The sequence below is a fragment of the Hoeflea sp. EC-HK425 genome (assembly GCF_902498795.1).
Classification (GTDB): domain Bacteria; phylum Pseudomonadota; class Alphaproteobacteria; order Rhizobiales; family Rhizobiaceae; genus Hoeflea; species Hoeflea alexandrii.
The window spans coordinates 2809391-2835198 of sequence record NZ_LR701572.1; the positions used below are offsets into that span (position 1 = coordinate 2809391).

The 25808-nt window shown below is 61.3% G+C and carries 22 protein-coding genes; 15 read left to right on the forward strand and 7 right to left on the reverse strand.

Annotated elements, in window-relative coordinates; all coding sequences use genetic code 11:
- Positions 1-131 precede the first annotated feature (131 nt).
- Positions 132-1040, forward strand: coding sequence for a LysR substrate-binding domain-containing protein (locus SPHINGO391_RS16340; RefSeq protein ID WP_152009826.1), 909 nt, complete (start codon positions 132-134; stop codon positions 1038-1040).
- Positions 1041-1057: 17 nt separating this feature from the next.
- Here the strand turns inward: SPHINGO391_RS16340 and SPHINGO391_RS16345 are convergent, their stop codons facing one another.
- Positions 1058-1783: a LuxR family transcriptional regulator gene (locus tag SPHINGO391_RS16345; protein WP_152009827.1), complete on the reverse strand. Its 726-nt coding sequence runs from the start codon at positions 1781-1783 to the stop codon at positions 1058-1060.
- A 105-nt stretch (positions 1784-1888) separates the two neighbouring features.
- On the opposite strand from SPHINGO391_RS16345, the gene SPHINGO391_RS16350 reads away from it, so the two are divergent.
- The 10 genes from SPHINGO391_RS16350 to SPHINGO391_RS16395 all read left to right on the forward strand — a co-directional run bounded on the left by SPHINGO391_RS16350 (position 1889) and on the right by SPHINGO391_RS16395 (position 12749).
- Entirely contained in the window at positions 1889-3778 is a 1890-nt protein-coding gene (locus SPHINGO391_RS16350) for a VWA domain-containing protein (RefSeq protein ID WP_152009828.1), read from the forward strand.
- A gap of 10 nt (positions 3779-3788) precedes the next feature.
- A complete protein-coding gene (locus tag SPHINGO391_RS16355; protein ID WP_152009829.1) occupies positions 3789-4511 on the forward strand; it encodes a hypothetical protein in 723 nt (240 codons plus the stop codon).
- A gap of 171 nt (positions 4512-4682) precedes the next feature.
- The gene (locus tag SPHINGO391_RS16360) at positions 4683-5198 is read left to right on the forward strand and encodes an arsenate reductase ArsC (protein ID WP_152009830.1); all 516 of its coding nucleotides are present in this window, start codon (positions 4683-4685) and stop codon (positions 5196-5198) included.
- A 191-nt stretch (positions 5199-5389) separates the two neighbouring features.
- On the forward strand, positions 5390-6553 hold the full coding sequence (locus SPHINGO391_RS16365) for an ABC transporter substrate-binding protein (RefSeq protein ID WP_152009831.1): 1164 nt from the start codon (positions 5390-5392) through the stop codon (positions 6551-6553).
- Positions 6554-6692: 139 nt separating this feature from the next.
- Positions 6693-7682, forward strand: a complete 990-nt coding sequence (locus SPHINGO391_RS16370) for an ABC transporter ATP-binding protein (RefSeq protein WP_152009832.1) — start codon at positions 6693-6695, stop codon at positions 7680-7682.
- On the forward strand, positions 7679-8638 hold the full coding sequence (locus SPHINGO391_RS16375; RefSeq protein ID WP_152009833.1) for an ABC transporter permease: 960 nt from the start codon (positions 7679-7681) through the stop codon (positions 8636-8638). The genes SPHINGO391_RS16370 and SPHINGO391_RS16375 overlap by 4 nt, the downstream gene beginning before the upstream one ends.
- The gene (locus SPHINGO391_RS16380; protein WP_152009834.1) at positions 8628-9443 is read left to right on the forward strand and encodes an ABC transporter permease; all 816 of its coding nucleotides are present in this window, start codon (positions 8628-8630) and stop codon (positions 9441-9443) included. The genes SPHINGO391_RS16375 and SPHINGO391_RS16380 overlap by 11 nt, the downstream gene beginning before the upstream one ends.
- Before the next feature lie 17 nt (positions 9444-9460).
- Positions 9461-10888, forward strand: a complete 1428-nt coding sequence (locus tag SPHINGO391_RS16385) for a gamma-aminobutyraldehyde dehydrogenase (RefSeq protein ID WP_152009835.1) — start codon at positions 9461-9463, stop codon at positions 10886-10888.
- A gap of 106 nt (positions 10889-10994) precedes the next feature.
- Positions 10995-11849, forward strand: a complete 855-nt coding sequence (gene purU / locus SPHINGO391_RS16390) for a formyltetrahydrofolate deformylase (RefSeq protein ID WP_152009836.1) — start codon at positions 10995-10997, stop codon at positions 11847-11849.
- A 6-nt stretch (positions 11850-11855) separates the two neighbouring features.
- Complete coding sequence (locus SPHINGO391_RS16395) at positions 11856-12749, forward strand: LysR family transcriptional regulator (RefSeq protein WP_152009837.1); 894 nt, start codon at positions 11856-11858, stop codon at positions 12747-12749.
- A 381-nt stretch (positions 12750-13130) separates the two neighbouring features.
- Here the strand turns inward: SPHINGO391_RS16395 and SPHINGO391_RS16400 are convergent, their stop codons facing one another.
- From SPHINGO391_RS16400 to xylF, 3 genes are all read right to left on the reverse strand, one after another.
- Positions 13131-13907, reverse strand: coding sequence for an ATP-binding cassette domain-containing protein (locus SPHINGO391_RS16400; protein ID WP_210385788.1), 777 nt, complete (start codon positions 13905-13907; stop codon positions 13131-13133).
- A complete protein-coding gene (locus SPHINGO391_RS16405) occupies positions 13904-15205 on the reverse strand; it encodes a sugar ABC transporter permease (RefSeq protein WP_152009838.1) in 1302 nt (433 codons plus the stop codon). The genes SPHINGO391_RS16400 and SPHINGO391_RS16405 overlap by 4 nt, the downstream gene beginning before the upstream one ends.
- Before the next feature lie 87 nt (positions 15206-15292).
- Positions 15293-16324, reverse strand: coding sequence for a D-xylose ABC transporter substrate-binding protein (gene xylF / locus SPHINGO391_RS16410; protein ID WP_152009839.1), 1032 nt, complete (start codon positions 16322-16324; stop codon positions 15293-15295).
- Between the two features lie 367 nt (positions 16325-16691).
- Between xylF and SPHINGO391_RS16415 the strand changes: the two genes are divergently transcribed.
- From SPHINGO391_RS16415 to SPHINGO391_RS16425, 3 genes are read left to right on the forward strand one after another with little or no spacing between them, the layout of a single operon-like run.
- Positions 16692-17924, forward strand: coding sequence for an ROK family transcriptional regulator (locus SPHINGO391_RS16415; protein ID WP_152009840.1), 1233 nt, complete (start codon positions 16692-16694; stop codon positions 17922-17924).
- Positions 17921-19363, forward strand: coding sequence for a di-heme oxidoredictase family protein (locus SPHINGO391_RS16420; protein WP_152009841.1), 1443 nt, complete (start codon positions 17921-17923; stop codon positions 19361-19363). The genes SPHINGO391_RS16415 and SPHINGO391_RS16420 overlap by 4 nt, the downstream gene beginning before the upstream one ends.
- Entirely contained in the window at positions 19360-21009 is a 1650-nt protein-coding gene (locus SPHINGO391_RS16425) for a CRTAC1 family protein (protein ID WP_152009842.1), read from the forward strand. Before SPHINGO391_RS16420 ends, SPHINGO391_RS16425 begins: the two co-directional genes overlap by 4 nt.
- A gap of 37 nt (positions 21010-21046) precedes the next feature.
- On the opposite strand, the gene SPHINGO391_RS16430 is transcribed toward SPHINGO391_RS16425, so the two are convergent.
- Positions 21047-21757 (reverse strand): LuxR C-terminal-related transcriptional regulator, encoded by a 711-nt coding sequence (locus tag SPHINGO391_RS16430; RefSeq protein WP_193217323.1) that lies wholly within the window; start codon positions 21755-21757, stop codon positions 21047-21049.
- 340 nt (positions 21758-22097) lie between these two features.
- Between SPHINGO391_RS16430 and SPHINGO391_RS16435 the strand changes: the two genes are divergently transcribed.
- Positions 22098-23726 (forward strand): long-chain-fatty-acid--CoA ligase, encoded by a 1629-nt coding sequence (locus SPHINGO391_RS16435; protein ID WP_152009844.1) that lies wholly within the window; start codon positions 22098-22100, stop codon positions 23724-23726.
- 82 nt (positions 23727-23808) lie between these two features.
- On the opposite strand, the gene ugpC is transcribed toward SPHINGO391_RS16435, so the two are convergent.
- Together ugpC and SPHINGO391_RS16445 are read right to left on the reverse strand one after the other, a co-directional pair.
- The gene (gene ugpC / locus SPHINGO391_RS16440; RefSeq protein WP_152009845.1) at positions 23809-24894 is read right to left on the reverse strand and encodes a sn-glycerol-3-phosphate ABC transporter ATP-binding protein UgpC; all 1086 of its coding nucleotides are present in this window, start codon (positions 24892-24894) and stop codon (positions 23809-23811) included.
- A gap of 65 nt (positions 24895-24959) precedes the next feature.
- A complete protein-coding gene (locus SPHINGO391_RS16445) occupies positions 24960-25697 on the reverse strand; it encodes an IclR family transcriptional regulator (protein WP_244615442.1) in 738 nt (245 codons plus the stop codon).
- Positions 25698-25808 lie beyond the last annotated feature (111 nt).

Consider the following 25808-nt stretch of genomic DNA (forward strand, 5'->3'; position numbering starts at 1 on the left):
GACTGGCGCAACCAGCACACCGAGCCGGCATTCAGCTGACGGTGCCATCTGCTCGCCCCAGATAGGCCTTGCCCGCCATCCGGGCGGTTAGCCCGGTTGTCAGCCGCACAGAATGCTGATTGTTATGCGGCATGGCCTTCACGCTCCGCCAATTGCAGTATTTTGTCGCCGTCGCCGCCCAGGGCACAGTCTCCGGGGCAGCGCAGAACCTGTCGATTTCCCAATCGGCGGTGACCGAAGCGATCAAGGAGCTCGAAGGCGACCTCGGGGTAGAGCTGTTCGACCGCCATTCGCGCGGGCTGACCATCACCCACAAAGGCCACCAGTTCCTGCGCCATGCCACCAAGATCCTGTCGGACGTCTCCGACGCGCGTCGCACCTTCTCGGATGACAAGGAAAACATCACGGGAACCCTCAACCTCGGCGTGACGTCACTGGTCGCCGGTTATGTGCTGTCCGACCTGCTGGCGCGCTACCGGCGGGCGTTTCCAGGCGTGACGGTTTCAGCGATCGAGGACAACGGGGACTATCTCGAACATCTGCTGATCGGCGGCGAACTCGATGTGGCAGTGATCGTGATTTCCAATCTGCGCAACCGCATGGCGTTGCAGACCGAAATCCTCGAAGTCTCGCCCTACCGGCTGTGGCTGCCGCTGGGCCATCGCCTGTCATCGGCTGAAAGCATCAACGTCTCGGACGTCGCCGAGGAACCGGTGATCATGCTGACGATTGACGAAATCGAGGAAAGTACGGCCAAGCTGCTCAACGCCATCGGATCCCGCCCGAAAATCGCTTTCCGAACGCGCTCGGTCGAAGCGGTGCGCAGCCTTGTTGCAACCGGGGCCGGCGTGGCGTTGCTGCCGGATCTGGTCTACCGGCCCTGGTCGCTCGAAGGCGACCGGATCGAAAGCCGTGACGTGTCGGGAAGCCTGCCGATGGTGCAGGTCGGCGTCGCCTGGCGTCGCGGCAGCCAGATGAACCAGGCCGCGCGGGACTTCATTGACCTGTCGCAGGCTCAAAGAGCCATCCGGCAACGCTAAGCAGTTCAATCCACTGATCAGACCGCCAGGAGACCGGCCGCGATGGCGCGCGCAAGCGCCTGCTCGCGGGTCTGGGCACCAAGCTTTGTTCGCGCATTGCGAAGATGCAGCTCGACGGTAATCGGCCGAATTCCCATCCGGTCCGCGATTTCCTTGGTCCGCAACCCGGCCGCCAGCCAATGCAGGCATTCGGTTTCACGGGGCGAAAGCTCGACCCTTGCCGTCTCAGCGGCCCCGTCTGACTGCGCGAGTTTTTCATGGCTGAAATGCGCGGCCAGGCGGATAACGTCCCCCTGCCGGGCGAAGACCTTCTCTAGTTGATGGCGCGGCATGGTTGATCCCAGGTTCCAGCCCGCAGCGCCCATCGGCCCCTTCACACGGATCATGCAGCTCATGCCCGAGCGAAAACCGGTCTCCGCGGCTTCGCGGATGAAGCCGCGTTCGCGTGGGTCCAGGTAGGAATGCTCCTCAAGATAGTCGACCCCGGTGCCGACCGGCATAAGCGAGGCCGCGCAATAGCGCATGAACGGGTCAATGCGGGCAAGATTGCGCTCGGTGTAATGGGCCATCCAGGCGTCCGGCATGGTGGCCATCACCCTGTCCCTGCCCGGGCCCATGTCGAGATAGATGATCCGGTCGAAACCACAGGCATCAAAAAAGGCGGCGGCGGTTTCCCATACCGCCGGCGTGCCCTTCGCGGTCTGCATCGATGTCAGGAGGTCTTCCACCGCGTTGGCCTGCATAGACTGCTCCTGTCACACCGGGGCCACACCTAAGGATTTCCATATATTGCCAAGTGGACCAAGCTTGGCAACCATCCGGCGCAAGAAACACAACCGGGTTTGATCATGCTTCGTCATCTCTCTTCGCGATACGGCCTGGGACTGGCCGCCGGCCTCCTGCTGTTGCTGCAACCGCCGGCCAAGGCTCAGGAGGACAGCGCGACCATCCTCGTCTTCGACGGATCGGGATCGATGTGGGCGGAGCTCGAGGGCCGCACCCGTATCGAGGTCGCCCGCGAGGTTCTGGGCGATTATCTTGCCGGGCGTGACATGAGCCGACCACTCGGTGTTGTCGCCTATGGGCACCGAAGACGGGGCGATTGTGGAGATATCGAAACCCTGTTTCCGTCGGGCGTCTACGCGGCGAACGATGTCTCTGCCCGCCTGAACGCGCTCAACCCAAAAGGCAAGACGCCAATCAGCGGCGCACTCCGGGAGGCCGCGCGACAGGTCCCGCGTACGGCCGAGGAGGCCGATATCGTCCTGATCACCGACGGCATCGAAACCTGCGTTCCGGATGTCTGCGCGATTGCGGATGAACTCGCTCAGTCAGGCATCAAGATACGGGCGCACGTGGTTGGTTTCGGGTTGTCGGAAGCCGAGGCGAATACTCTTGCCTGCATCCCGGACAGGACCGGCGGCAAGCTCTTGCGCCCAACGACCGGCGAAGAACTGGCTGACGCGTTGAGACAGACGGAAGCGCAAGCTCCGGTGGAGCAGCCTGCCATTTCTGCGGAGGTTAAGCTGTTCATCCTGCTTGGAAACAACAGCATGCCGGAGCGATACAGCTGGTCGCTCCGGAATGAGGATACCGGCACGGTGACCGAACTTGCGGAACTGACCGGCGATGCGCGGTACTCGCCCTTTGTCCTCAATCTGGACCAGGGCCGCTACACGGCTCTCTTGTCGACCGCCAACGGCTCGGGAGAAACCGGTTTCGAGATCAGGGACCCGGAAGCCAGGTCCATCGAGGTGGCCCTCGCAGGTGACCTGCCCGATATCAGCCTGATCAATCGCGGACCCTATCTCGCCGGGCACAACGCATTGATCGATCTGACCATCAACCGCGAAGGGCTGAACGTCGGCGGCGCCGATTTCCAGTTGACGCTCTACAAGGCTAAGCCCAACGGCGACCCCGACGGTGCGGCGATCACCTGGTCCTATGTCAGCGGCAGCGCAGGCAGGAAAGCCAATGCACTGGCCCTGCCATCCGAGCCGGGCGAATTCATCGTCACGCTCGAACGCGGCGATGGAACGATCGTCGGCTCGACCCGCATCGAAAGCCAGGCTGATCCCGCGGTTCGTCTTGTCGTGCCGTCGGTCGTCGCTCTAGGTGCGGAAATCGCGTTCGAAAGCTTTGGCGGCCAGGGCTCGAGCGACTACATCAGCGCTTACAAGGACGGCGTCGCCGTTGGCTGGGCATTGACGCTTGGAAGCATCGCCGAGGGCAATCCGGTGATTGCCCCGCAAGAGACCGGCTCGTACGAACTCGTCTACGAGATGGGCAACGACAAGGTCGAAAAAGCCCGTGTCCCGTTTCAGGTCGGGACATTGAATGCCTTGCCGGCGCAACCGGAGGAGCAAGCGACACCCCCAAGCCCGCCATCGCCATCGGGCGAGGTCGAGGCGACGTTCAAAGTCGGAGAGGCGTTTGAGAGCTTTCAGGTGCAATGGTCGGCGATCCCGCTTGATGACAGCCTGCCGCTCGATGCCTGGGCGCCGAGCGACTTCGCGCCGAGCATGAGCGGCTCCTTCCTGCCTGGGCGCTACCGGGTGACCGGAGATGCCGGCGACTTGCAGTTTGCCGGCGATGTCGAGATCACCGCGGAAGGCCCGAATGTGTTCGAGATCGGGCTGGCGCCCGAACCCGGATCTGATCCCGGCGGTCCCCTGACCGAGGAAGGCGCTGCCGAATTGCTCGACCGGCTCGTTCCGAACCGCAAACCTGCCAATTGAGGACGAGACCATGTGGAAGATCTTTCTGGCAACGGCCACCATCGCTTGCGGTGTGGCTTCTCAGGCCATGGCTGAAGAAAAGGCGCTGGTCGCCGAATGCACCGGAAACGGCGCACGCTTCTTTCTCTCCGATCTGACCATTGACGAGGCGTCGGTGGCAGCGGGTACGGAACTTCCATCGGCCTCCGGCGGGATCCTGATCATCGGCGCCGGGCGCAAGCCGGAATGGTCAACGGCCTCCCGCAGGCAGATCGACCGGGAGTGCGGCGGACAGGGACAGGAGGAGGTCGAACTGTTCCCCGGCGGGCTGCAGCCGCGCGACGGGAACTGGCGCACGGTGGTCAAGGCCACGCGCATGGAAGGATGTCCGGAGATGCTGGCAAGCGCGATGGCGGCTCAGAACAAGGGCCCGGAAACGACAACGCGGCGTGTCAGCTTCCCCAAACCTTTCGATCCCAACAAGCTGCCGCGGGATTTCAATCCCGGCCACAGCTGGAGTGCCGCAGGCAACAATCGCTGGACCGCTTCGATCTTCACGCAAGGCATCGATTACGGTGCGGAGGGAGCACAGAAAACGGATGTTCGCCTGACCATGGAACTGGTCTCTGAGACGGAGATCCGCACCTCCGGCTCGGTCAAGATGACACTGCCAAAGTTCGCACAAAAGGTCATGAACATCTCCGGCGACTGCCGCGTGATCACGGATTCGGTTTCGACCTGGATCGGCGACTGAATCGATCAGTGCCTGGAAGCACGCTTTCCACCACTTCATCGTTTCAATGCCGCGGATACAAAGTACAGCCTTGCCAAATCATTTTTATCTAGTATTCTTGATATATTGATTTAATGTGCCCGCGACAGGGATGCACTTCAAGTTCACGATTATCAGAGAAGCGAGAGAACCATGGCAGACAAGGTCTTCAACGTCCTGTTTCTATGCACCGGCAATTCGGCCCGGTCGATCCTTGCGGAAGCGATCATGAACCGGGTCGGACAGGGCCGGTTCAAGGCCTATTCGGCCGGCTCCCAGCCGAAAGGGGAAGTCCATCCCTACACGCTGGATCTGCTTCGGCAGATGAATTTCGACACCGGCTTCGCCCGATCGAAGGACTGGGACGAATTCACCCTGCCCGGCGCGCCGGAACTGGATTTCGTGTTCACCGTCTGCGACAACGCCGCCAACGAAAGCTGCCCGGTCTGGCCCGGTCAACCGATGACCGCCCATTGGGGCGTGCCCGACCCAGCCGCCGCCGAAGGAACGGAAGCCGAGAAGCATCTGGCATTCTCGGAAGCATACCGGATGCTCAATGCAAGGATTTCGATTTTCACCAGCCTGCCATTGCAAAGCATCGATAGGCTTGCATTGCAAAAGCGGCTTGATGCCATTGGCCGGACGTCCGACATGGATGGTGCCGCCTGATCAGTCCTTCGGATTGCAGCCAAGCGGCCTCAATCGCCGCGATACGCACCGACGTGGACTTGCATAGGCTATCGGTTTTTCCGATATCATCATTCTGATAAAAGAATTTGCGGAGTCACACGGGCCGCATCAATCTTGGCTCCCGACGCTGGCTGCCATTTCGGCGGCCACCAACGGTGGGAGCTCAAGCAATGAAAAAGATCTTGAATACATGCACGGCGATGGCGATGGCGCTTTCGGTGATGGCGCCGGGATTGGCATCGGCTGAAATGATGACCGAGGTCGGACCCGGTGAAGGCCAGGTCAACATCGTTGCCTGGGCAGGCTACATCGAGCGCGGGGAAACCGACAAGGCTTTCGACTGGGTGACCAAGTTCGAGGAAGCCTCGGGCTGCAAGGTCAATGTCAAGACCGCCAACACATCCGACGAGATGGTGGCGCTGATGAACGAAGGCGGCTTCGACCTCGTCACCGCATCGGGCGACGCTTCGCTGCGCCTGATCGCAGGCAAGCGGGTGCAACCGATCAACATCGATCTGATCCCGTCCTGGTCAACGGTCGACGACCGGCTCAAGGACGCGCCCTGGCACACGGTCGACGGCGTGCATTACGGCACCCCCTACATGTGGGGCCCGAACGTGCTGATGTACAACACCGAAGTCTTCAAGGAAGCTCCGACTTCCTGGAACGTCGTGTTTGAGGAAATGGATCTCCCGGACGGCCAGAGCAACAAGGGCCGGGTTCAGGCCTATGACGGCCCGATCCACATCGCCGACGCTGCGCAGTACCTGATGTTCCACAAGCCGGAACTCGGCATCAAGAGCCCCTATGAGCTCAACGATGCCCAGTACAAGGAAGCACTCGACCTGCTCCGGGTGCAGCGCACGCTTGTCGGACGTTACTGGCATGACGCCTTCATCCAGATCGACGACTTCAAGAATGAAGGCGTGGTGGCGTCGGGCACCTGGCCGTTCCAGGTCAACCTGCTGAAGGCCGACAACCAGCCCGTGGCCTCCACCATCCCGCAGGAAGGCGCCACCGGCTGGGCCGACACCACGATGATGCATGTGGACTCCGCTAACCCCAACTGCGCCTACATGTGGATGGAGCATTCGCTGGCCTCGAATCTTCAGTCCGATCTCTCGGTCTGGTTCGGCGCCAACCCCGCCGTTCCCGCGGCCTGCACTGACGGCCGCGGCATGCAGACCGCTGAAGGCTGCACCGCCAACGGCCTGGATGATTTCGAGAAGATCAACTTCTGGACCACACCGGTTTCGAAGTGCGAAAGCCAGGGCGAGTGCGTTCCCTACTATCGCTGGGTCTCCGATTACATCGGCGTTATCGGCGGCCGCTGATCCGGCGACCGTAACCTGAAAAAACCTTTCCCTCTCCGATCCGGAGAGGGAGACCGGTGCCTCGCCACACCATCGTGATGTACTCTCGTCCGGACCGGTTCCCTCTTGCAGGGCACATCAGGACTGATTTGGAATTTCCATGCCGTATGCTGTCTCATTTCAACAGGTCTCCCGACACTTCGGAACCGTTCGCGCTGTCGACGCCGTCGATCTGGAGATCGAAGCGGGCGAGTTTTTCGCCATGCTCGGGCCGTCGGGATCGGGCAAGACAACATGTCTGCGGCTGATTGCCGGATTTGAGCAGCCAACCTCCGGGCATATCGAGATCTTTGGCGAGACCGCGGAAGGCGTTCCGCCCTACCGGCGCAACGTCAATACCGTGTTCCAGGACTATGCGCTGTTTCCGCATCTCAACGTGGCCGACAATGTCGCCTACGGGCTGATGATCCGCGGCGCCGGCAAGGCCGAACGCACCCGCGAGGCTGAAGCAGCCCTCGAAATGGTCAAGCTGCCCGGTTACGGCGCGCGCAAGCCCGGGCAATTGTCGGGCGGCCAGCGGCAGCGCGTGGCGTTGGCACGGGCCCTGGTCAACAAACCGAAAGTGCTTTTGCTGGACGAACCGCTCGGCGCGCTTGACCTCAAGCTGCGCGAACAGATGCAGGAAGAATTGAAGGTTCTGCAAAAGGCGCTCGGCATCACCTTTGTCTTCGTCACCCACGACCAGGGCGAAGCGCTGTCGATGGCGGACCGGATCGCCGTCTTCAACGAAGGCCGGATCATGCAGACCGGCACGCCAGAAGACATTTACCGCCGTCCGAGAACCCGTTTTGTCGCGGACTTTGTCGGCTCTTCCAACGTGCTTTCGCCGCAACTCACCGAGAGGCTCGCAGGCGTGGCGGAATGGTCGAGCCTCAGGCCCGAAGACATCCGGCTTGGAGGCGAAAGCGGACATGACGCCACCGTTACCGGAACCAGTTTCCTTGGCAGTGCCACCCGCGTTACGCTGGATGTTTCGGGGGAGAAGATCAACGTGCTGCTGCCTTCGGGCGCGCCGGTGCCTTCACAGGGTGAAAGCGTCCGCTTCTCTTGGGACATGAACACCCTGCACCTGATGGGAGCCGGGGCATGAGTTCTGCTGCAAGCGCTCCGTCCGCAGCCATGCTGCCCGGGCGCGGCGGCATCGGCGGGGCGCTTTCGGATGCCTTCTGGCGCAATCCGAAACTGCTGCTGTTCGTCATGCTGACGCCGCCGCTTTTGTGGCTCGGCATCATCTATCTCGGCAGCCTGTTCGCGCTCCTCATCCAGAGCTTCTTTTCGATCGATGAATTCTCCGGTCTTGTGGTGCGCGAGTTCACGCTCAAGACCTATGGCGAACTGCTGCGCCCTTCCAATCTCGACATCATTGTCCGCACCGTTACCATGGCAGGGCTGGTGACCATCGCCTCCGCCATCATCGCCTTTCCGATCGCCTATTTCGCCGCCCGTTACGCGAAAGGGCGCTGGAAAGCGGTGTTCTATCTCGGCGTGATGCTGCCCCTGTGGTCGAGCTATCTGGTCAAGGTCTATGCCTGGAAGCTGATCCTGGCCAAGGAGGGGATCCTCAGCTGGATCTTCGACAAGCTTCACCTGACCTTCCTGATCGAGGGATGGCTGGCGCTGCCGGTGGTCGGCGGCAACTCGCTGTCGGTCAGCCTGACTGGCACTTTCCTGGTCTTCGTCTATGTCTGGCTGCCGTTCATGATCCTGCCCGTGCAGGCGGCGCTTGAGCGGGTGCCCGGCAATCTGCTCGAAGCCTCCGCCGATCTTGGCGCCTCGCCGCGGCAGACCTTCGTCAATGTGCTGCTGCCGTTGGCGCTGCCGGGAATCATCGCCGGCTCGATCTTCACCTTCTCGCTGACGCTGGGCGATTACATCATCCCGCAGATCATCGGCACATCGCACCGTTTCATCGGCATGGCGGTCTATGCGCATCAGGGCACGGCGGGCAACATTCCGCTTGCCGCAGCCTTCACCGTGGTGCCGGTGGTGATCATGGGGATCTATCTGTGGCTGGCCAAACGTGCGGGAGCCTTCAATGCGCTCTGACAAGCAAAACCGCACCCCGATGGGACTGAAGATCGCCGCGGGCATCGGCCTGGCCTTCCTGCACCTGCCGATCCTGCTGATCTTTCTTTACGCCTTCACCACCGAGGACAAGAGCTACCAGTTCCCTCCGCCGGGCCTGACGCTCAAATGGTTGGCGGTGACCTGGAACCGGCCCGATGTCTGGGAGGCGCTCAGCCTGTCGGTCCGCGTCGCCTCGATTTCGACCGTGGTGGCGCTGGTGCTCGGCACACTCTGCGCAGCCGCCATCTCGCAGACAAAGTTCTTCGGGCGCGAGGCGATCTCGCTGCTGGTGATCCTGCCGATCGCCCTGCCCGGCATCATCACCGGCATCTCGCTCAGGTCCGCTTTCAACCTCGCCGAGATCCCGTTTTCGTTCTGGACCATCGTACTGGGTCACGCGACTTTCTGCGTGGTCGTGGTCTACAACAACGCTGTGGCGCGGTTCCGGCGGGTTTCGGGCTCGCTGATCGAGGCTTCAATGGATCTCGGCGCCGACGGGTTCCAGACCTTCCGCCATGTCATCCTGCCCAATATCGGCACGGCGCTGCTGGCTGGCGGAATGCTGGCCTTCGCGCTCAGCTTCGACGAAGTGATCGTCACCACCTTTACCGCCGGACAGCAAGCCACGCTGCCCATCTGGATGCTTGAGGAACTGGTCAGGCCGCGCCAACGCCCCGTTACCAATGTGGTGGCGATGGTGGTCGTTCTGGTCACCTTCCTGCCTATCCTTGCCGCCTATTACCTGACCCGGGACGGAGACCAGATTTCCGGACAGGGCAAATAACACACGGGAGAGACACCATGGACACCCAAATGCTGATCGGCAACCGCTTCGAAGCCGGGACGGAGGCGGAAGAGAAGATCTTCAATCCGCGCACCGGAGAGACCATTCTCAACCTTCCCGAAGCCTCCTCGATCCAGATCGAGGCCGCGGTCAACGCCGCCGAGAAGGCATTTGCCACATGGTCGAGGACCACGCCTGCGCAACGCTCGGCCTATCTGCTTCAGATAGCCGACCGGATCGAAGCGGAAGCGGACGGGTTCGCAGCGCTTGAGGCGCTCAATTGCGGCAAGCCGATCAATGCCGTCAAGAACGACGAAATCCCGGCCATCGTCGATTGCTACCGGTTCTTCGCCGGCGCCGTGCGCTGCATGCCGGGCCAGGCGGCGGGTGAATACATGGAAGGTCATACCTCAATGATCCGCCGCGATCCTGTCGGCATCATCGCCTCGATCGCACCCTGGAACTATCCGCTGATGATGATGGCGTGGAAGCTGGCACCGGCGATCGGCGGCGGCAACACGGTTGTGTTCAAGCCTTCCGAGCAGACGCCGCTGACGGCGTTGAAGTTTGCCAAGATCCTCGCCGACATCCTGCCCGAAGGCGTCGTCAACGTCGTACTCGGCCGTGGCGAGAGCGTCGGCAACGCGCTGATCAATCATCCCAAGATCAACATGGTCTCGATCACCGGTGACGTCGCCACCGGCAAGAAGGTGCTGCAGGCGGCCGCCAAGTCGGTCAAGCGCACGCATCTGGAACTGGGCGGCAAGGCGCCGGTGATCGTGTTCGACGACGCCGATCTGGATGCGGTTGTCGATGGGCTCCGCGCGTTCGGCTACTACAATGCCGGACAGGACTGCACCGCCGCCTGCCGGATCTATGCGGGTCCGAAAATCTACGACAAGCTCGTCGCCAGCCTGTCGAGCGCGGTGTCGAGCATCAAGTATGACCATGGCGACGACGCCGAAAACGAGATCGGCCCGCTGATCTCGAAGCGCCAGCGTGACCGGGTCGCGAGCTTCGTCGAGCGCGCCTCGGAAATGAAGCACATGGAAATCACCACGGGCGGCAAGCCCGGCGACGGCAACGGCTTCTATTATCAGCCGACCCTGATTGCAGGCGCACTTCAGTCAGACGAGATCGTCCAGCGCGAAGTGTTCGGCCCGGTGGTCTCCGTCACCCGCTTTACCGAGGCAGAGGAAGCAGTCTCCTGGGCGAATGATTCCGAGTATGGCCTCGCCTCCTCGGTCTGGACCAAGGATATTTCCAAGGCGATGACCTGTGCTGCGCGGCTGCAGTATGGCTGCACCTGGATCAACACCCATTTCATGCTGGTCAACGAGATGCCGCATGGCGGCATCAAGCAGTCGGGCTATGGCAAGGACATGTCGCTTTATGCCCTTGAGGATTATACTGCAGTGCGGCATGTAATGATCGCCCACGGCTGAACGGCCGGACACCCGATCCCGGGACGGGCTTGACCGTCCCGGGAGGATGCTGCAAAGCCGCTGGAAGGTGGCCGGAAACCGGGGCCATTTGAAACCGGAGACTTCCATGGCGCATCCGCATTTTGTCATCACCATCGCCTGTGCCGACCAACCAGGCATCGTCGCGGCGATCACCACCGAACTTGCGGCCATTGGCGCCAACATTGCTGAATCAAGCCAGTTCTGGGATCGCCAGACCAACCGGTTTTTCATGCGGATTGCGATCGAAACGCCGGATGGCGTCGATGCCGAGGCGGTCAAGCGGGCGCTGCAGGCGCCGGTGGCGCGGTTCGAGATGCGGCTCGATATCAACACGGTCGCCAAGCGCCCGAAGATCATCATCATGGTGTCGAAATTCGACCATGCGATGCTGCATCTCATCTATCAGATCCGTGTCGGCTGGCTCGATGCCGAGGTGGTCGGCATTGTTTCCAATCACGAGGACAGCCGCCGAACAGCGGAGATCGAGGGAATTCCATTCCACTACTGGCCGGTGACCAAGGAAACCAAAACCGCTCAGGAAGAAAAACTGCTTGATCTCGCCACCAAGAGCGGCGCCGATCTGGTGATCCTGGCGCGCTACATGCAGGTGCTGTCAGACACCCTGTCGCGCCGGCTGTTCGGCAAGGTGATCAACATTCACCACTCCTTTCTGCCGAGCTTCAAGGGGGCCAAGCCCTATCACCAGGCGCACGAACGCGGCGTCAAGCTGATCGGCGCGACCGCGCACTACGTCACCGCCGACCTCGATGAAGGTCCGATCATCGAGCAGGAAACCGAGCGCGTGACGCACGCCATGACCGCGGATGATTTCGTAGCCGCAGGCCGTGACATCGAAGCCCGGGTGCTGGCGCGGGCAGTAAAGATGCACCTTGAATCCCGTGTCATGCTCAACGGTCACAAGACCGTTGTCTTCGGATAAGTGGCGGTGAACTGGGACGACATCAGGGTCTTTCTTGCTGTCGCCCGCTCCGGGCAGATCCTTGCCGCCGCCCGGCGGCTGGGGATTAACCACGCAACCGCCGCGCGCCGGATCACCTCGCTTGAGACCAACCTCGGGGCTCAGCTGGTGGTCCGCCGCACCAATGGCTGCGGGCTGACCGGCGAAGGCGAGGCGTTTCTGGTTCATGCCGAGCGCATGGAAGCCGAGATGCTGGCGGCGCAGGCCAATCTCGGTCGCACCGACAGCGCCATCTCGGGCACGGTGCGGATCGGCGCGCCGGATGGTTTCGGGGTCTCATTCCTGGCGCCCCGGCTGGGCGCGCTGATTGCCCGCCATCCCGACCTGAGGCTGCAGCTGGTGCCGGTGCCGCGCAGCTTTTCGCTGCCGCAGCGCGAAGCCGATATCGCGATCACCGTCGAACGTCCGGCGGAAGGACGGCTGGTTGCGCGCAAGCTGGTCGACTACTCACTGTCGCTCTATGCCGCGCGGTCCTACCTGGCCGAACACGGCACGCCTGAGACTGCCGACGATCTCAAGCAGCACCGGCTGATAAGTTACGTCGAGGATCTGATCTTTTCACCTTCGCTACAGTTCACTCGGGAAATCCTGCGCAACTGGACAGCCCAGTTCGAGATATCGAGCGCCACCGGGCAGACCGAGGCTGTGCGCTCGGGCGCGGGCATCGCCGTTCTGCATGATTACATCGCCGGGCTTGATGCGGACCTCGTGCGGGTATTGCCGCACCACCGCATCGAGCGGTCCTATTTCATGGTCTATCATGAATCAGCCCGCGACCTGGCGCGGGTGCGAACCGTGGCAGATCACATCTCCGCCGTAGCTCAGGAGCACAGGGCATCTTTCTTCCCCGAACGAGGCTGAGGAAATCGCCATCTGTGGCAACGTTGCTCTGAGGCCTGAAAAACAAAACGCCTGCCGGGCGGAGCCAGGCAGGCGTTTGTACTTCGTCGTGACGCTCGGACCGGTGCTTGGGAGGAGGATCCCGGCCTAGTCGCCCCGACTACTGCCATGCCGAATTGGGAGGAGGAGGAGTTCGGCGTGGCGTTGATTGATATATGGAACAGTTTATGCTGCATTGCAATAGGAAAATCCGAAAAAATTTATCATCCGATAAACTTGCAGAACTATTTGTAATATATCGTGTTTTCTCAGGCTACAGCCCTTACTTGGCTAGCTCGAATGGAGAAATTATCGCGCCGCAACAAAAAACCGGGGCCTTGGGCCCCGGTTTTGTTCGGTCTGTCAGGCGGTTTGCAGCGCCCCGGGTCCGGGGATCGCGTTGGCGGGACACTTGCCGGCGATGATCATGCCGAGCATGTCATCCTCGCTGACCTCGTCGACCTTCACGGTCCCGACCAATTGTCCGTTCTTCATGACATTGGCCCGGTCACACAGCATCTTGACCTGGTGGATGTCATGGTCGATCAGAAAGATGCCGATGCCTTCCGACTTCAGCTGTTCGATCAGTTCCGCCACCATCTGGGTTTCCTGAACGCCCAACGCCGCGGTCGGCTCATCCATGATCAGGATCCTGGCATTGAAATAGACCGCGCGGGCGATCGCCACCGATTGCCTCTGGCCTCCGGACAGTCCGGCAACAGGCGTATGGAAGCGCCTGAAGTTCGGGTTGAGGCGGGCAAGGATCTTTCGGGTCTCGGCTTCCATCTGGGCGTCATTGACAAAACCGGTCGGGCTCATCAGCTCACGTCCAAGGAAGAGGTTTGACGCCGCGTCCAGATTGTCGGCGAGCGCGAGATACTGGTAGATGGTCTCGATCTGGTAATTGCGCGCGTCGCGCGGATTGTTGATCGTAGCCTTCTCGCCGTTGATGTAGATCTCGCCACTGTCGCGCTGCAGAGCACCCGACAGCATCTTCATCAGCACCGACTTGCCAGCACCGTTGTGACCGAGCACGCCGACCACTTCACCAGGGTAGAGGTCGATGGTGACGTGATCGACAGCCTTGATGCCGCCGAACGACTTCACCATGTCACGCATTTCAACGAGTGGTGCGGTCATGTCCTGTCTCCCGTGCGTCGGCGGTAGAGGATATCGATGAAGACGGCGAGAACAAGGACGGAACCCACGACCATGTTCTGATAGGGCGCGTCGACACCCACCATTGCCATGCCCGATTGCAGGCTTTGCATGATCAGGGCACCCAGCACGGCGCCATATATCGTGCCCATACCGCCCGCCAGAGCGGTACCGCCGATCACAGCTGCCGCGATCACCCGCAACTCATCGAGCGTGCCGATGTCGTTGGAATGGAAGGTCTGGCGTGACGAGGCGACAATGGCCGAAATGGCGCACAGCATGCCCATGATGGCGAAGACCTTGACCGTCAGCAGACGGGTGTTGATACCCGCCAGAGCCGCGGCTTCCGGATTGCCGCCGGTGGCAAAGATGTAGCGTCCCAGCCGGGTGCGCCGCGCAACGATGGTCATGACGATGACGATAAGGATCAACAACAGGACAGATATCGGGATACCATACCCTGCGATCGTGCCCTCGGGCAGGATCTCGCCTCGGGCCTCGTAGATACGCTGCAGGCGTGCAGTGGGGATTTCATAGGCATTGAGAATCGCGACAAAGCCGATGATCGTAGCCGCCATGATTGCGCCTATGAGCGCTTCCGCCCACACCGGCTTGACCGGAAACTCGTGCGCCACCCGGGTACGCCGGGACTGGATCAGCGCGTAGAGCGAGCCAATGATGGCAACGACGGCGAAAATCCAGCTCCAGGTCTCCCCGAGCGTTCCGTTGATGCCGCCGAACAACTGGAAGTTCTCATCCAGCGGCCCGATGGTCTGCCCCTTGGTCAGGTGCCAGGCAACGTTTCGCCAGACGAGAAAACCGCCCAGCGTGACGATGAAGGCCGGGATGGCCAGATAGCCGATCAACCAGCCCTGGAAGGCGCCAATGAGCAGGCCTGTCAGGATGCCGACAACGACTGCAATGGGCATGGTGGCGGGATTGTTGAGCCCAAAACCGAGCCAGTCGGGAACGAACCAGGTCTGGGTCATCGCCATCATCGCCGAGCAGGTCGCCAACAGCGACCCCACTGACAAATCGATGTTGCGTGTGACGATCACGAACACCATGCCGGTCGCCATGATGGCAACAGAGGCGGTCTGGATCGTCAGATTGAAGAGGTTCCGCGGGGTCATGAAACGCCCCTCGGTGAGGAAATTGAAGACAAGGCAGATCACCACGAAAGCGCCGATCATGCCGAGCAGACGTGTGTCAATTTCCAGGGCGGAGAAGAAGTTTCGCGGCTTCGGCGGCGCGCTCGCAGCAGGGGGCGTATCGGTCATGGCCGTCTTCCGGATAGATGCAAAGATGCGCCCCCACCCCGAAGGATGGGGACACTGTTCACAATTCAAGCGACTGAGGTCGAACCCTTAGTTGCAGGGAGCAGGACCACCGGAGACGCCCTGGCACAGATCTTCCTTGCTGATCCAGCCAGCATCGACAACCGTGGCGAGGTTGTCCTTGGTGATCGGAACCGGTGCGAGGAACATCGCGGTCATCGTGGTGCCGGAAGGCGAGGTCCATTCGGAAGCGCCGTCGATGTCGGCCATGGCGGTGCCGCTGGCCAATTGGGCAGCGATTTCACCGGCAGCCTTGCCGAGCGCACGGGCATCCTTCCAGACGCTGACGGTCTGCGTGCCCTTGGCAACGCGGTTGAGGGCGGCATGGTCGCCGTCCTGGCCCGAGACCGGAATGCCTTCCATGCCCTGCGCCGTCAGCGCAGCCACTGCACCGCCGGCGGTGCCGTCGTTGGAGGCCACAACAGCGTCGACCTTGTTGTCTTCGGCAGTCAGGATCTGCTCCATGTTGCGCTGGGCGTTGGCCGGAAGCCAACCGTCGGTGTAGGCCTCGCCAACGATGGTGATATCGCCGGCATCGATGGCCGACTGCAGGACCTCCTGCTGGCCGCCACGAAGGAAGTCTGCGTTCGGATCGGTGGGCGAACCCTTGATCATCACGTAGTTACCCTTCGGCGCAGCGGCGAGCACCGCACGGGCCTGCATGCGGCCAACCTCGACATTGTCGAAGGTCAGATAGAAGGCACGGCTGTCCTCGATGAGACGGTCGTAGGCGATGACCGGCACATTTTCGTCGGCGGCCGCCTGGACGGCGGGAATGATCGCCTGGGTGTCCTGCGCCAGAACGATGAGCGCATCGACGCCCTGGGCCATCAGGCTTTCAATGTCCGAAAGCTGCTTTGCGGCAGACGATTGCGCGTCGGTGGAGACATAGGTGTCGCCAGCCGCTTCGATCGCAGCCTTCATTGCTGCCTCGTCAGTTTTCCAGCGCTCTTCCTGGAAGTTCGACCAGGATACGCCAATCACCATGTCCTTCGCGAAAGCGGCTGTGGACATGGTCAGAGCAAGGGCCGATCCGGCCAGAAGATGGATAATCGATTTCATGTAGTCCTCCCAAAAAATTCACATCGGATGGAGTGTTCCAGTCCGGTCACTGTTCAACTGCACGACCCGCAGCTCGGTGGCGAGCTTTTTCTCGACAGTCGAGAAAATTAATGTCAGGCTTCACTCAGGCTGTCAACACGGGCAAGACAAGCGCCGGACCAGCCCGATCGAGACCGCACTGCCTGCAACGGCATCGCCTGCAAGGGGAAAACCCTGGCGAAGCTGAAGACAGGCAAACCGGCGGCCGGTATCATGGGTCAAGAGCCGGAATGACAAGGGAGGCGTGGGAGGAACGGCCGGGAGAGCCTGTCCCTCATGCAGTGAGGAACGGAAGTGGATTTGCAGCAATGAATTGGCGGCAGCGAAAATGCTGACGAAGTCGAGCACCGAGCTCATCCGCCAGCAAAACCGCGCCCGCATCCTTGCGGCGTTGCGACGCAAGAACGGACAGTCGCATACGGAGCTTGCCATCGAGACCGGGCTCGCCTCGGCAACGGTGACTGCCATCACGCAGGAACTGGAGAACGAGAACGTCATCGAGCGCACGGTGGCGGCGCCGGCCGGTGGACGCGGCCGGCCGCGAATCCTTTTCAAGCAGCGCCGCTCGGCGGCCTATGCCGCCTTTGTCCGGATATCGTCCGATGTACTGCAGTATTCCATGGTCGACTATTCAGGCACCCTGATCTACCGCATCGAGGAAAAGCGCGACAATGCCGGGCAGAAGGTGGATGCATTTGCCGCCGACATCCGGGCTGCTCTCGGACGGCTCGCGGAGAAATCCCGAATCCCGAATCATGCTCTGAAAGCCATCTCGATCTCGTCGAAGGGTCTCGTCGCCGACGACAACAGGACGCTGCTGTGGTCTTCCGTGCTGGGCAGCCAGCAGATCGACATGCACAAGACGCTCGAGCCCGATTGGCAGGCCACGATCACGCTCAGCCACGAGAGCCTGCTGGTGGCCAGCGCGCTGCACACCTCGCTCAGCCGCAAGGCGGGCAAGCCTATCCCACGGCTGGCTGCCCTGTCGCTCGGCCATTCGATCGGCCTGGGAGTGGTCCATGCCGACGGCTATGAATCTCCGCGGGCCCGGGCTCCAGGCTTCGGACACATGATACACAGCCATGGCGGCGCACTTTGCCGCTGCGGTTCGCAAGGCTGCATCGAGGCCTATGCCGGCTCCTACGCCATCCTGCGCGCAGCCTTCAGGGTTCCGCCAAACACCTTGCCGGCGCATTTCGTGCCATTTGTCGAAATCGAGAGGATCGCGGTGCTTGCGCGCGGCGGCGACCGCATGGCCAAGACCGCCTTTCGCGACGCCGGCACGGCCATCGGCAACGGGCTGGCGCGGCTGATCAGTCTTCACGGCAAAATGCCGATCGTCTTCACCGGCCCGGGCGTCCGGTTCTTTGACCTCATGCGGCCGGGAATCGACGAAGGCCTTTCCGCCTCGCTCGGTGTTCAGATCGAAGGCCCGCCCGAAATGTCGGCCTCGCCAGATGAAGAACGCCTCGTCTTCGAAGGCCACCTCAATCATACCATGTCGGCGATCGACCGTGACGTGATCGCACCCAAGATCCTTGCTCAGGGAGGAACAGCATGAATCACCGGGCTCAAAGAACGCGCTGGAGCTGCCGGATCGCAGCCGTCGCGGTCCTGCAAGTGGGACTGGCTGCAGCTGCGGTGGCCGCCGACGAGCCATGGGCGGAGCGAACACGGGCGCTCGGCGCCACGGAGACGATGCCGAGCGGCCCGCTTTCAAAGGACCAGCTCGAGGTTCTGACAAATACCGGCAAGGACCTGTTCGAAGCGCATTTCACCACGCTTGACGGTGTCGGCCGGCCTGAGGCGACACAGGCGATCGATCCGACACGACGCAGGCATCCGCGCGAGCAGGTGTTTTTCAGAACCGCAGGCCCCGACGCGGGATCCTGTGCCGCCTGCCACAACCAGCCTGCCACCGGCGGCTCCGGCGACTTCGTCGCCAACGTGTTTGCCTCGGAAGGTTTTGAAAGCGCGGATTTCGATTCGCTCGACCCGCAGTTTTCCAGTGAGCGGGGCACCAACCATCTCTTCGGCGCGGGGCTGGTGGAGCTGCTGGCCCGCGAAATGAGCGATGAGCTGCAGTCGATCCGGACCCGGGCGCTTTCGGAAGCACGGTCCAGCGGCACGACGGTCCGGTTGCCGCTGGAAGCCAAGGGTGTCGATTTCGGACATGTATCGGCGGATCCGGACGGGTCGGTCAATCTCGATGAACTCGATGGCATCGACACCGACCTTGTCATCCGGCCTTTCACGCAGAAGGGGGTGATGACATCGCTGAGGCAGTTCACCATCAACGCGCTCAACCACCATCACGGCATGCAGGCAGACGAACGTTTCGGCCCTCGCTGGACCGGGTCGGATGACTTTGATGGCGACGGCAAATCGGCGGAGATTTCCTCCGCCGATGTCTCCGCTCTCGTGGCCTGGCAAGCGACATTGCCGGCGCCGGTTCAGTTGATCCCCGCAGCCAGCGGCTGGGCCGAAGCCGCGGCGCAGGGAGAAACAAGCTTTTCCGATTTCGGATGCACATCCTGCCACCGCCCTGCCCTGCCGCTGGAGACACTCTCCTTTACCGATCCGGGGCCCTTCGATCAGGCCGGCACGCTCAATGACGGCCAGGTCAGCGCCAGTGCGATCTACGACATTGCGCTGCTGGACTGGGCCAAAAGCCTTCCCCGCGATGAGGACGGCCGGGTGCTGGTGCCGCTGTTTGGCGATCTGAAGCGGCACATGATGACCGACAACCAGATCGATGTGCTAGGCAATGAACTGCTTTCACAGCGTTTCGTCGACCGCAACATCTTCATGACGGCGGAGCTGTGGGGCGTGGGCTCCACACAGCCTTACGGACACCGCAATGATTTCACCACGCTTGACGAGATCATCCTCGCCCATGGCGGCAATGGCCGGGAGGCCCGCGATGCCTATGCCGCGGCATCGGAATCGGAGAAATCAGCCTTGATCGCCTTTCTCAAGACCCTGGTGATTGTCCCATGAAGACCATCTCTACCCTGCTCGCCATCAGCGCGGTGTGGCTCGCGGCCCTTGGCCAATCCGCGAGCGCCCAGACAGCCTTTACCGCCGACGTGCCGACCCTTCATGAGGAGGCGGCAAGCGCGGGCATCGATCAAAGCTACACCGGCGGATGGGAGTTTTTTGTCGGCGGCGGTGCGGCGAGTTTCGATTGTAACGGGGACCGCCTTCCCGATCTGCTGATTGCAGGCGGATCCGCACCAGCGAAGTTCTTCGTCAACGAAAGTATGACCGGCGGCCCGCTGGCGTTCAAACCGATGCAAACAGGATTGAAGGCGGAGGATCTCACCGGTGTACTGGGAGCCTATCCGCTCGATATCGACAATGACCGGCATACGGACCTGGTGCTGCTGCGGCTCGGGCGCAACCTGGTGCTCAAGGGCGGCCCCGATTGCCGTTTCGAGAAAGCCAACAGGAGCTTCTCGATCGACGGGGGCCGGGCGTGGTCGACCGGCATGTCGGCAATATGGGAAAAGGGCAACCGTTTTCCGACCATAGCGATCGGCAATTATGTGGATCGCTCGGCACCGGGAACCCCATTTGGTACCTGCGAGCCGAACCAGCTGCTTCGACCACGCCCCGGCGACGTGCCCGACTACTCGGATGCCCTAAGGCTAGAGCCCGGCCACTGTGCGCTATCGCTGCTGTTTACAGACTGGAACCGCTCGGGCGAGCCTGATCTGAGGATCACCAATGACCGGCAATATTACCGCGGTGGACAGGAACAGCTTTGGGAAATGAACCAGGGCCGACCACCGCGGCTCTACACCGCCTCGCAGGGTTGGCAGAGGCTGACCGTATGGGGCATGGGAATCGCCGAAACGGATTTTGATGCCGATGGTCTGCCCGAATATGCGCTGACCTCGATGGGCGACACAAAGTTGCAGAAGCTTGACGAGGAAGCCGGCGAGGATCGGCCGACATATCGCGACATCGCGTTCGAAAAGGGTGCCACCGCCCACCGGCCTTATGCCGGCGGGGATTCGAAACCCTCAACCGGCTGGCACAGCGAGTTTGCCGATTTCAACAATGACACCAAGACCGATCTCTTCATTGCCAAGGGCAACGTGCAGGCGATGCCCGATTTCGCCAGTTTCGACCCGGACAATCTCTTGCTGGGCGGGTTTGACGACACGTTCCACGAAAAAGGTATGGAGGCCGGTATCGCCCTGAACACAAGGGGCCGTGGTGCGATCGTCGAAGATTTCAACATGGACGGCATGCTGGATCTGCTTGTGGTCAACCGGGAGCATCCGGCAAGTCTTTTCCGTAACCTGGGCGTGGCAACGGACTGGGGGCAGCGGGCGCTCGGCAACTGGATCAAGATCGAACTCGACAACGGCAAGATCAATCCGTCCGCCGTCGGATCGCTGATCTCGGTGCGCACCGGGACGCGCACCCAGACCCGCAGGATCCAGATCGGCGGCGGGCATGCTTCGGGGCAAACCGGTTTCGTCCATCTGGGCCTGGGCGTCTCCGAACGCGCAACCATCCGGGTGCAATGGCCGGACGGCGAGTGGAGCCATCCCTACCGGGTCTTCGCCAATCAGCATGTAAGGATCATCCGCGGGGAGGCCAATGCGCGCTACTGGTACCCGGTGGCACAGTAGCGCCGGCGCAGTCTGGCAAAAACCTGACGCCAGGCAATCAGTCTATGAAGCCAAAGCGCAGGCCGTGAGCCACGGCCTGGGTCCTGTTGACGGCATTGAACTTGCGGGCCGCATTGTTGAGGTAGTGGTTGACCGTGTGTTCCGAGAGGTTGAGAATCTGCGCGATTTCGATCGAGGTCTTGCCGACCGAGGTCCAGACGAGACACTCCCGCTCGCGCTCGGTCAGTGGAGAATCGGGTTTCGGCGGCCTTGCCGAAACGTGACGCAGTTTCTCGTGCAGCAGCTGGCCATAGTGCGACAGTTCTGCGGCTTCCACAAAGCTCAGGGGCGCCCGCTTGCCGATGAACAGAAGCGCGGCCGGGCCATGGTCCGGATGATAGACAGGAACGACAAATGAGCACTCAAGACCGTAGCTGGCCGCCACGCGTTCGGCAAAATCCTTGAAGTTAGCCGGGACAGTCTGGTCCGGTTGATCGAGCCTGAACTCGAAAGGTGCACTGAACTGGCGAAGAACGCCAGTCAGCGGATTGCTTGGCGGCGGCTGGCTGGCATCCTGTTTCTGCACCATTTCGGACGGTGCTGAGGTGATGACAATTGCTTCAGCGAAGGTTTTGACCTCTGCCGAAGGACTGCCGGCCACAAAAAAATACTGGTAGCCAAACCCCTTGGTGACTTCGCGCAGAAGCCTGAGGACGTCGAACTGTGTCTCGCAGTTCACCACCTGATCACTCAGGCTAAAATCACCCATTTTCTTGTGACCATCAACGGTCATACGTGGCACAGTCCCAGCATACAGACCTTTGACAAGGAAAGATGATGGCTCTTCGCGGAATTATGCTCGCCTGCAAAGCCGTCGATTATCACTGTAGCCCCCCAATTCATGCGCTTGTTAAAACAACCTTTCATTGAGAAAGAACCCGACAAGCAATTCGGCTTTGATAGACCCGCATCTGCCAAACTTTATTTAAGACTATACTAAATTCATTCATATGCAAAACGCCTAATTGGCAATAATTTGAGGTTGTCTGAACTCCCCTGATGGCGCTAGTGTTTGTGGCTGGACGAGGAGAAAATCCAAAGGGGATCATATGCTTGGAATGATGCAGGAATGGCCGCTTCTGTGCCACAAGGTCATCGATCATGCGGCAATTTATCACGGCCAGAGAGAAGTCGTATCCCGCTCGATCGAAGGGCCCTTTCACCGCACGAACTACGCCGAAATCCGCGCCCGCTCGCTGAAGCTGGCGCAGCGCCTGGAACGTGATGGTTGCGGTGTCGGCGACCGGATCGCGACCATGGCCTGGAACACCTGGCGGCATCTGGAAACCTGGTACGGGATCCTCGGGATCGGAGCGGTCTACCATACGCTCAATCCGCGCCTGTTTCCCGACCAGATCGCCTGGATCATGAATGATGCCGAAGACAAGATGCTCTTCGTCGACCTGACCTTTGTCAAACTGGTCGAGATGATCGCGCCAAAAGTTCCGAGCCTGGAACGCGTGGTGATCCTGACCGATGATGCGCATATGCCCGAAACATCGCTCAAGAACGCGGTGTCTTACGAAAGCTACCTCGCGGAAGCCGACGGCGATTTCACCTGGGCGGAGTTCGACGAACGAACCGCGGCCGGAATGTGCTACACGTCGGGGACCACCGGTGATCCGAAGGGCGTGGTCTATTCGCATCGCTCCAACGTCCTGCATGCGATGGCAGCGCTCCAGCCGGACATGCTCAACCTCGCGTCGCGCGACCGGCTGATGCCGGTTGTTCCGCTGTTTCACGCCAATGGCTGGTCGACGGCCTTCTCGGGCCCGATGTGCGGCTGCTCGATGATCATGCCTGGCGCGGGCATGGACGGGGCCTCGATCTACGAGATCCTCACACAGGAAAAAGTGACGATCACGGCCGCCGTGCCCACGGTCTGGCTGATGCTGCTGCAGCACATGGAAAAACAAGGCGGCAACCTTCCGGAGCTATCGCGGGTGGTGATCGGCGGGTCGGCCTGCCCGCGCGCCATCACCAAGGCCTTCCAGGACGATTACGGCGTCGAGGTCATTCATGCCTGGGGCATGACCGAGATGAGCCCACTGGGGACCCTGTGTTCCATCAAGCCGGAATACAGCCATCTTGCCGGTGACGAAAAGCTCGACCTTCAGGCCAAGCAGGGCCACCCGCCGTTCACCGTGGAAATGAAGATCACCGATGACGAGAACAACGAGCTGCCGTGGGACGGCAAGACCTTCGGCAGGCTCAAGGTTCGCGGACCGGCGGTCTCGTCCTCCTATTACAAGGGCCGCGGGGCCGAGCAGTTCGACACGGAGGGCTGGTTCGACACCGGCGACGTCGCCCATGTCGATCCCTACGGCTACATGCAGATCACAGATCGCGCCAAGGACGTCATCAAGTCCGGCGGGGAATGGATATCCTCGATCGACATCGAAAACCTGGCAGTCGGACATGCCGATGTGGCGGAAGCCGCAGTGATTGGTGTCGCCCACCCGAAATGGGACGAACGGCCGCTGCTGGTTGTTGTTGTCAAGGAAGGACGCTCGCCAAGCAAGCAATCCATTCTCGAATTCCTGGAAGGTAAGATCGCCAAATGGTGGATGCCGGACGACGTGATGTTCATTGACGAAATCCCGCACACGGCAACCGGCAAGATCCAGAAAACGGCCTTGCGCGAGACGCTCAAGGATTACCGCCTGCCGACCGCCTGATCGCTGAACCGGTCGCGGCGAACGAAAAAGGCCCGGACGCCTGGCGCGTCCGGGCCTTTGTCGTTCCTCGCCGGGGGAAAAATCAGCGCAAGCGCGCGCCCGTTCCGGCATCAAACAGGAAGGCTCGTTCCGGATTGAAGCCGGTCTCAAGGACTTCGCCTTCCCGGACATTCCGGTTTTCACGAATCTCGATGGTGAGCGGCAGTTCCATTTCGGACCGTGAATAGGCAAAGGACGACCCACCCAGGTGCTCGATGACATCAATCGGCATCGAGACCTGAACGCTGCCGGCGGCATCAAAATGTTCCGGGCGAATGCCGAGCTGCAATTGCGTTCCCGGCTTGGGATGTGTGCCGCGAATTGCCATCGGCACCTCGATGCCATCAAGATCATCAAGCCGTACCGTCAGCGTTTCGCCATCGGAGGCAACGACCGAAGCGGGAAGAAAATTCATCCGCGGCGAGCCGATGAAGCCGGCAACGAAGGCATTGTCGGGATCATCATAAAGTGCGAGCGGCGAGCCGACCTGCTCGATGACGCCGGCACGCAGCACGACAATCTTGTCGGCCAGCGTCATGGCCTCGACCTGGTCGTGCGTCACATAGATCATGGTGGCGCCGAGCTCCTTGTGCAGCTTGGCAATTTCGAGCCGCATCTGCACCCGGAGTTCGGCGTCGAGATTGGACAAGGGCTCATCGAAGAGGAAGACTTCGGGTTGCCGGACGATGGCGCGGCCGATGGCGACGCGCTGGCGTTGGCCACCCGACAGGGCTTTCGGCTTGCGCTGCAGCAGCGGCTCGAGATGCAGGATCGACGCGGCGCGGCTGACTCGTTCTTTGATTTCACTCGCCGGATGACCTGTCATCTTCAGGCCGAAGCCCATGTTTTCCTCGACCGTCATGTGCGGGTAGAGCGCATAGGACTGGAACACCATGGCGACACCGCGGTCGGCCGGCTCGACATTGGTGACGTCCTTGCCGCCGATGGACAGACTGCCGCCGGTGGTTGCTTCCAGCCCGGCGACCAGCCTGAGCAAGGTGGACTTGCCGCAGCCGGAGGGGCCGACAAACACGGTGAATTCTCCATCATCGACGGTCAGATCAACACCGTGTATGACGTCAACGCTGCCAAAGGACTTCTTCACTTGATGCAGTTCAAGACCTGCCATGACATTCCCTCTTCCAATCCCGGCTTGGCCGGTTCCCGGTGATCCTGCGGTCACCGCCTCCACATTCAGGTGCGCGGACCCAGCCGTGCGCCCATATCTTCCATGATCGCGTCTGCCGCGTTGCGCACCAGCACCGCCCAGCTTTCAAGCAGCTCCGGAGAAATCCGGTAGGCCGGACCGGTTACCGACAGCCCGCCGACGAAACCTCGATCTTCCGAATAGATTGGCGCGGCGACACAGCGGATGCCGGGTTCGTGCTCTTCCCGGTCATAGGCGTTGCCGCTGGCGCGGATTTCCCCGATCTCTCGGATCAGCTCCTCGGGCGTGGCGAGCGTGCTGTCGGTGAAGCGGTGGAACTTGATGCTCGCCACGACTGCCTTTAGCTCCGGATCGGGCAAAGCCGACAAACCGGCCTTTCCGACACCGGTGCAATAGACCGGCGAAGCGTTGCCGATCTGCGAATACATCCGCACCGCCTGGCGGCTTTCGACCTTGTCCAGATAGATCACCTCGTTGCCCCGAAGCACACCCAGATGCACGGTTTCGCCGGTGAGATCGTGGAGGTTGCGAAGATGCGGCTCGGCAATGGCGCGGAACTGGTTGCCGGCCCAAGCCCTGGCGGCAAACTTGAGCAGGCGGATGCCGACGGAATAGGAATGATCGCGACCGAGCGAAAGCAGGCCTTCCTCCACCAGATTGGACAGCTGCCGGTGCAACGTGCCACGGGGCTGGCTGGAGACCGCCAGAATATCGGTAAACCGCATTGGCTGATCAGCAGAAGCGACAATATCGAGCACGGCTATGGCCTTGCCGAGGGTGCCCGTGTCGGCGTGCTTGCGTCCGCTCGCGGTCTCATCAACTTGCGGCGGGGCCTCAACAGCCTCGTCTCCCGGATTGTCCAAAACCCCTCCCCT

Excerpts from the sequence above, each read along its gene's own strand:
- SPHINGO391_RS16340 (WP_152009826.1), top strand. The coding sequence starts at position 132 with ATGGCCTTCACGCTCCGCCAATTGCAGTATTTTGTCGCCGTCGCCGCC.
- SPHINGO391_RS16345 (WP_152009827.1), bottom strand. The coding sequence starts at position 1,783 with ATGCAGGCCAACGCGGTGGAAGACCTCCTGACATCGATGCAGACCGCG.
- SPHINGO391_RS16350 (WP_152009828.1), top strand. The coding sequence starts at position 1,889 with ATGCTTCGTCATCTCTCTTCGCGATACGGCCTGGGACTGGCCGCCGGC.
- SPHINGO391_RS16355 (WP_152009829.1), top strand. The coding sequence starts at position 3,789 with ATGTGGAAGATCTTTCTGGCAACGGCCACCATCGCTTGCGGTGTGGCT.
- SPHINGO391_RS16360 (WP_152009830.1), top strand. The coding sequence starts at position 4,683 with ATGGCAGACAAGGTCTTCAACGTCCTGTTTCTATGCACCGGCAATTCG.
- SPHINGO391_RS16365 (WP_152009831.1), top strand. The coding sequence starts at position 5,390 with ATGAAAAAGATCTTGAATACATGCACGGCGATGGCGATGGCGCTTTCG.
- SPHINGO391_RS16370 (WP_152009832.1), top strand. The coding sequence starts at position 6,693 with ATGCCGTATGCTGTCTCATTTCAACAGGTCTCCCGACACTTCGGAACC.
- SPHINGO391_RS16375 (WP_152009833.1), top strand. The coding sequence starts at position 7,679 with ATGAGTTCTGCTGCAAGCGCTCCGTCCGCAGCCATGCTGCCCGGGCGC.
- SPHINGO391_RS16380 (WP_152009834.1), top strand. The coding sequence starts at position 8,628 with ATGCGCTCTGACAAGCAAAACCGCACCCCGATGGGACTGAAGATCGCC.
- SPHINGO391_RS16385 (WP_152009835.1), top strand. The coding sequence starts at position 9,461 with ATGGACACCCAAATGCTGATCGGCAACCGCTTCGAAGCCGGGACGGAG.
- purU (WP_152009836.1), top strand. The coding sequence starts at position 10,995 with ATGGCGCATCCGCATTTTGTCATCACCATCGCCTGTGCCGACCAACCA.
- SPHINGO391_RS16400 (WP_210385788.1), bottom strand. The coding sequence starts at position 13,907 with ATGACCGCACCACTCGTTGAAATGCGTGACATGGTGAAGTCGTTCGGC.
- SPHINGO391_RS16405 (WP_152009838.1), bottom strand. The coding sequence starts at position 15,205 with ATGACCGATACGCCCCCTGCTGCGAGCGCGCCGCCGAAGCCGCGAAAC.
- xylF (WP_152009839.1), bottom strand. The coding sequence starts at position 16,324 with ATGAAATCGATTATCCATCTTCTGGCCGGATCGGCCCTTGCTCTGACC.
- SPHINGO391_RS16415 (WP_152009840.1), top strand. The coding sequence starts at position 16,692 with ATGCTGACGAAGTCGAGCACCGAGCTCATCCGCCAGCAAAACCGCGCC.
- SPHINGO391_RS16420 (WP_152009841.1), top strand. The coding sequence starts at position 17,921 with ATGAATCACCGGGCTCAAAGAACGCGCTGGAGCTGCCGGATCGCAGCC.
- SPHINGO391_RS16425 (WP_152009842.1), top strand. The coding sequence starts at position 19,360 with ATGAAGACCATCTCTACCCTGCTCGCCATCAGCGCGGTGTGGCTCGCG.
- SPHINGO391_RS16430 (WP_193217323.1), bottom strand. The coding sequence starts at position 21,757 with ATGGGTGATTTTAGCCTGAGTGATCAGGTGGTGAACTGCGAGACACAG.
- SPHINGO391_RS16435 (WP_152009844.1), top strand. The coding sequence starts at position 22,098 with ATGCTTGGAATGATGCAGGAATGGCCGCTTCTGTGCCACAAGGTCATC.
- ugpC (WP_152009845.1), bottom strand. The coding sequence starts at position 24,894 with ATGGCAGGTCTTGAACTGCATCAAGTGAAGAAGTCCTTTGGCAGCGTT.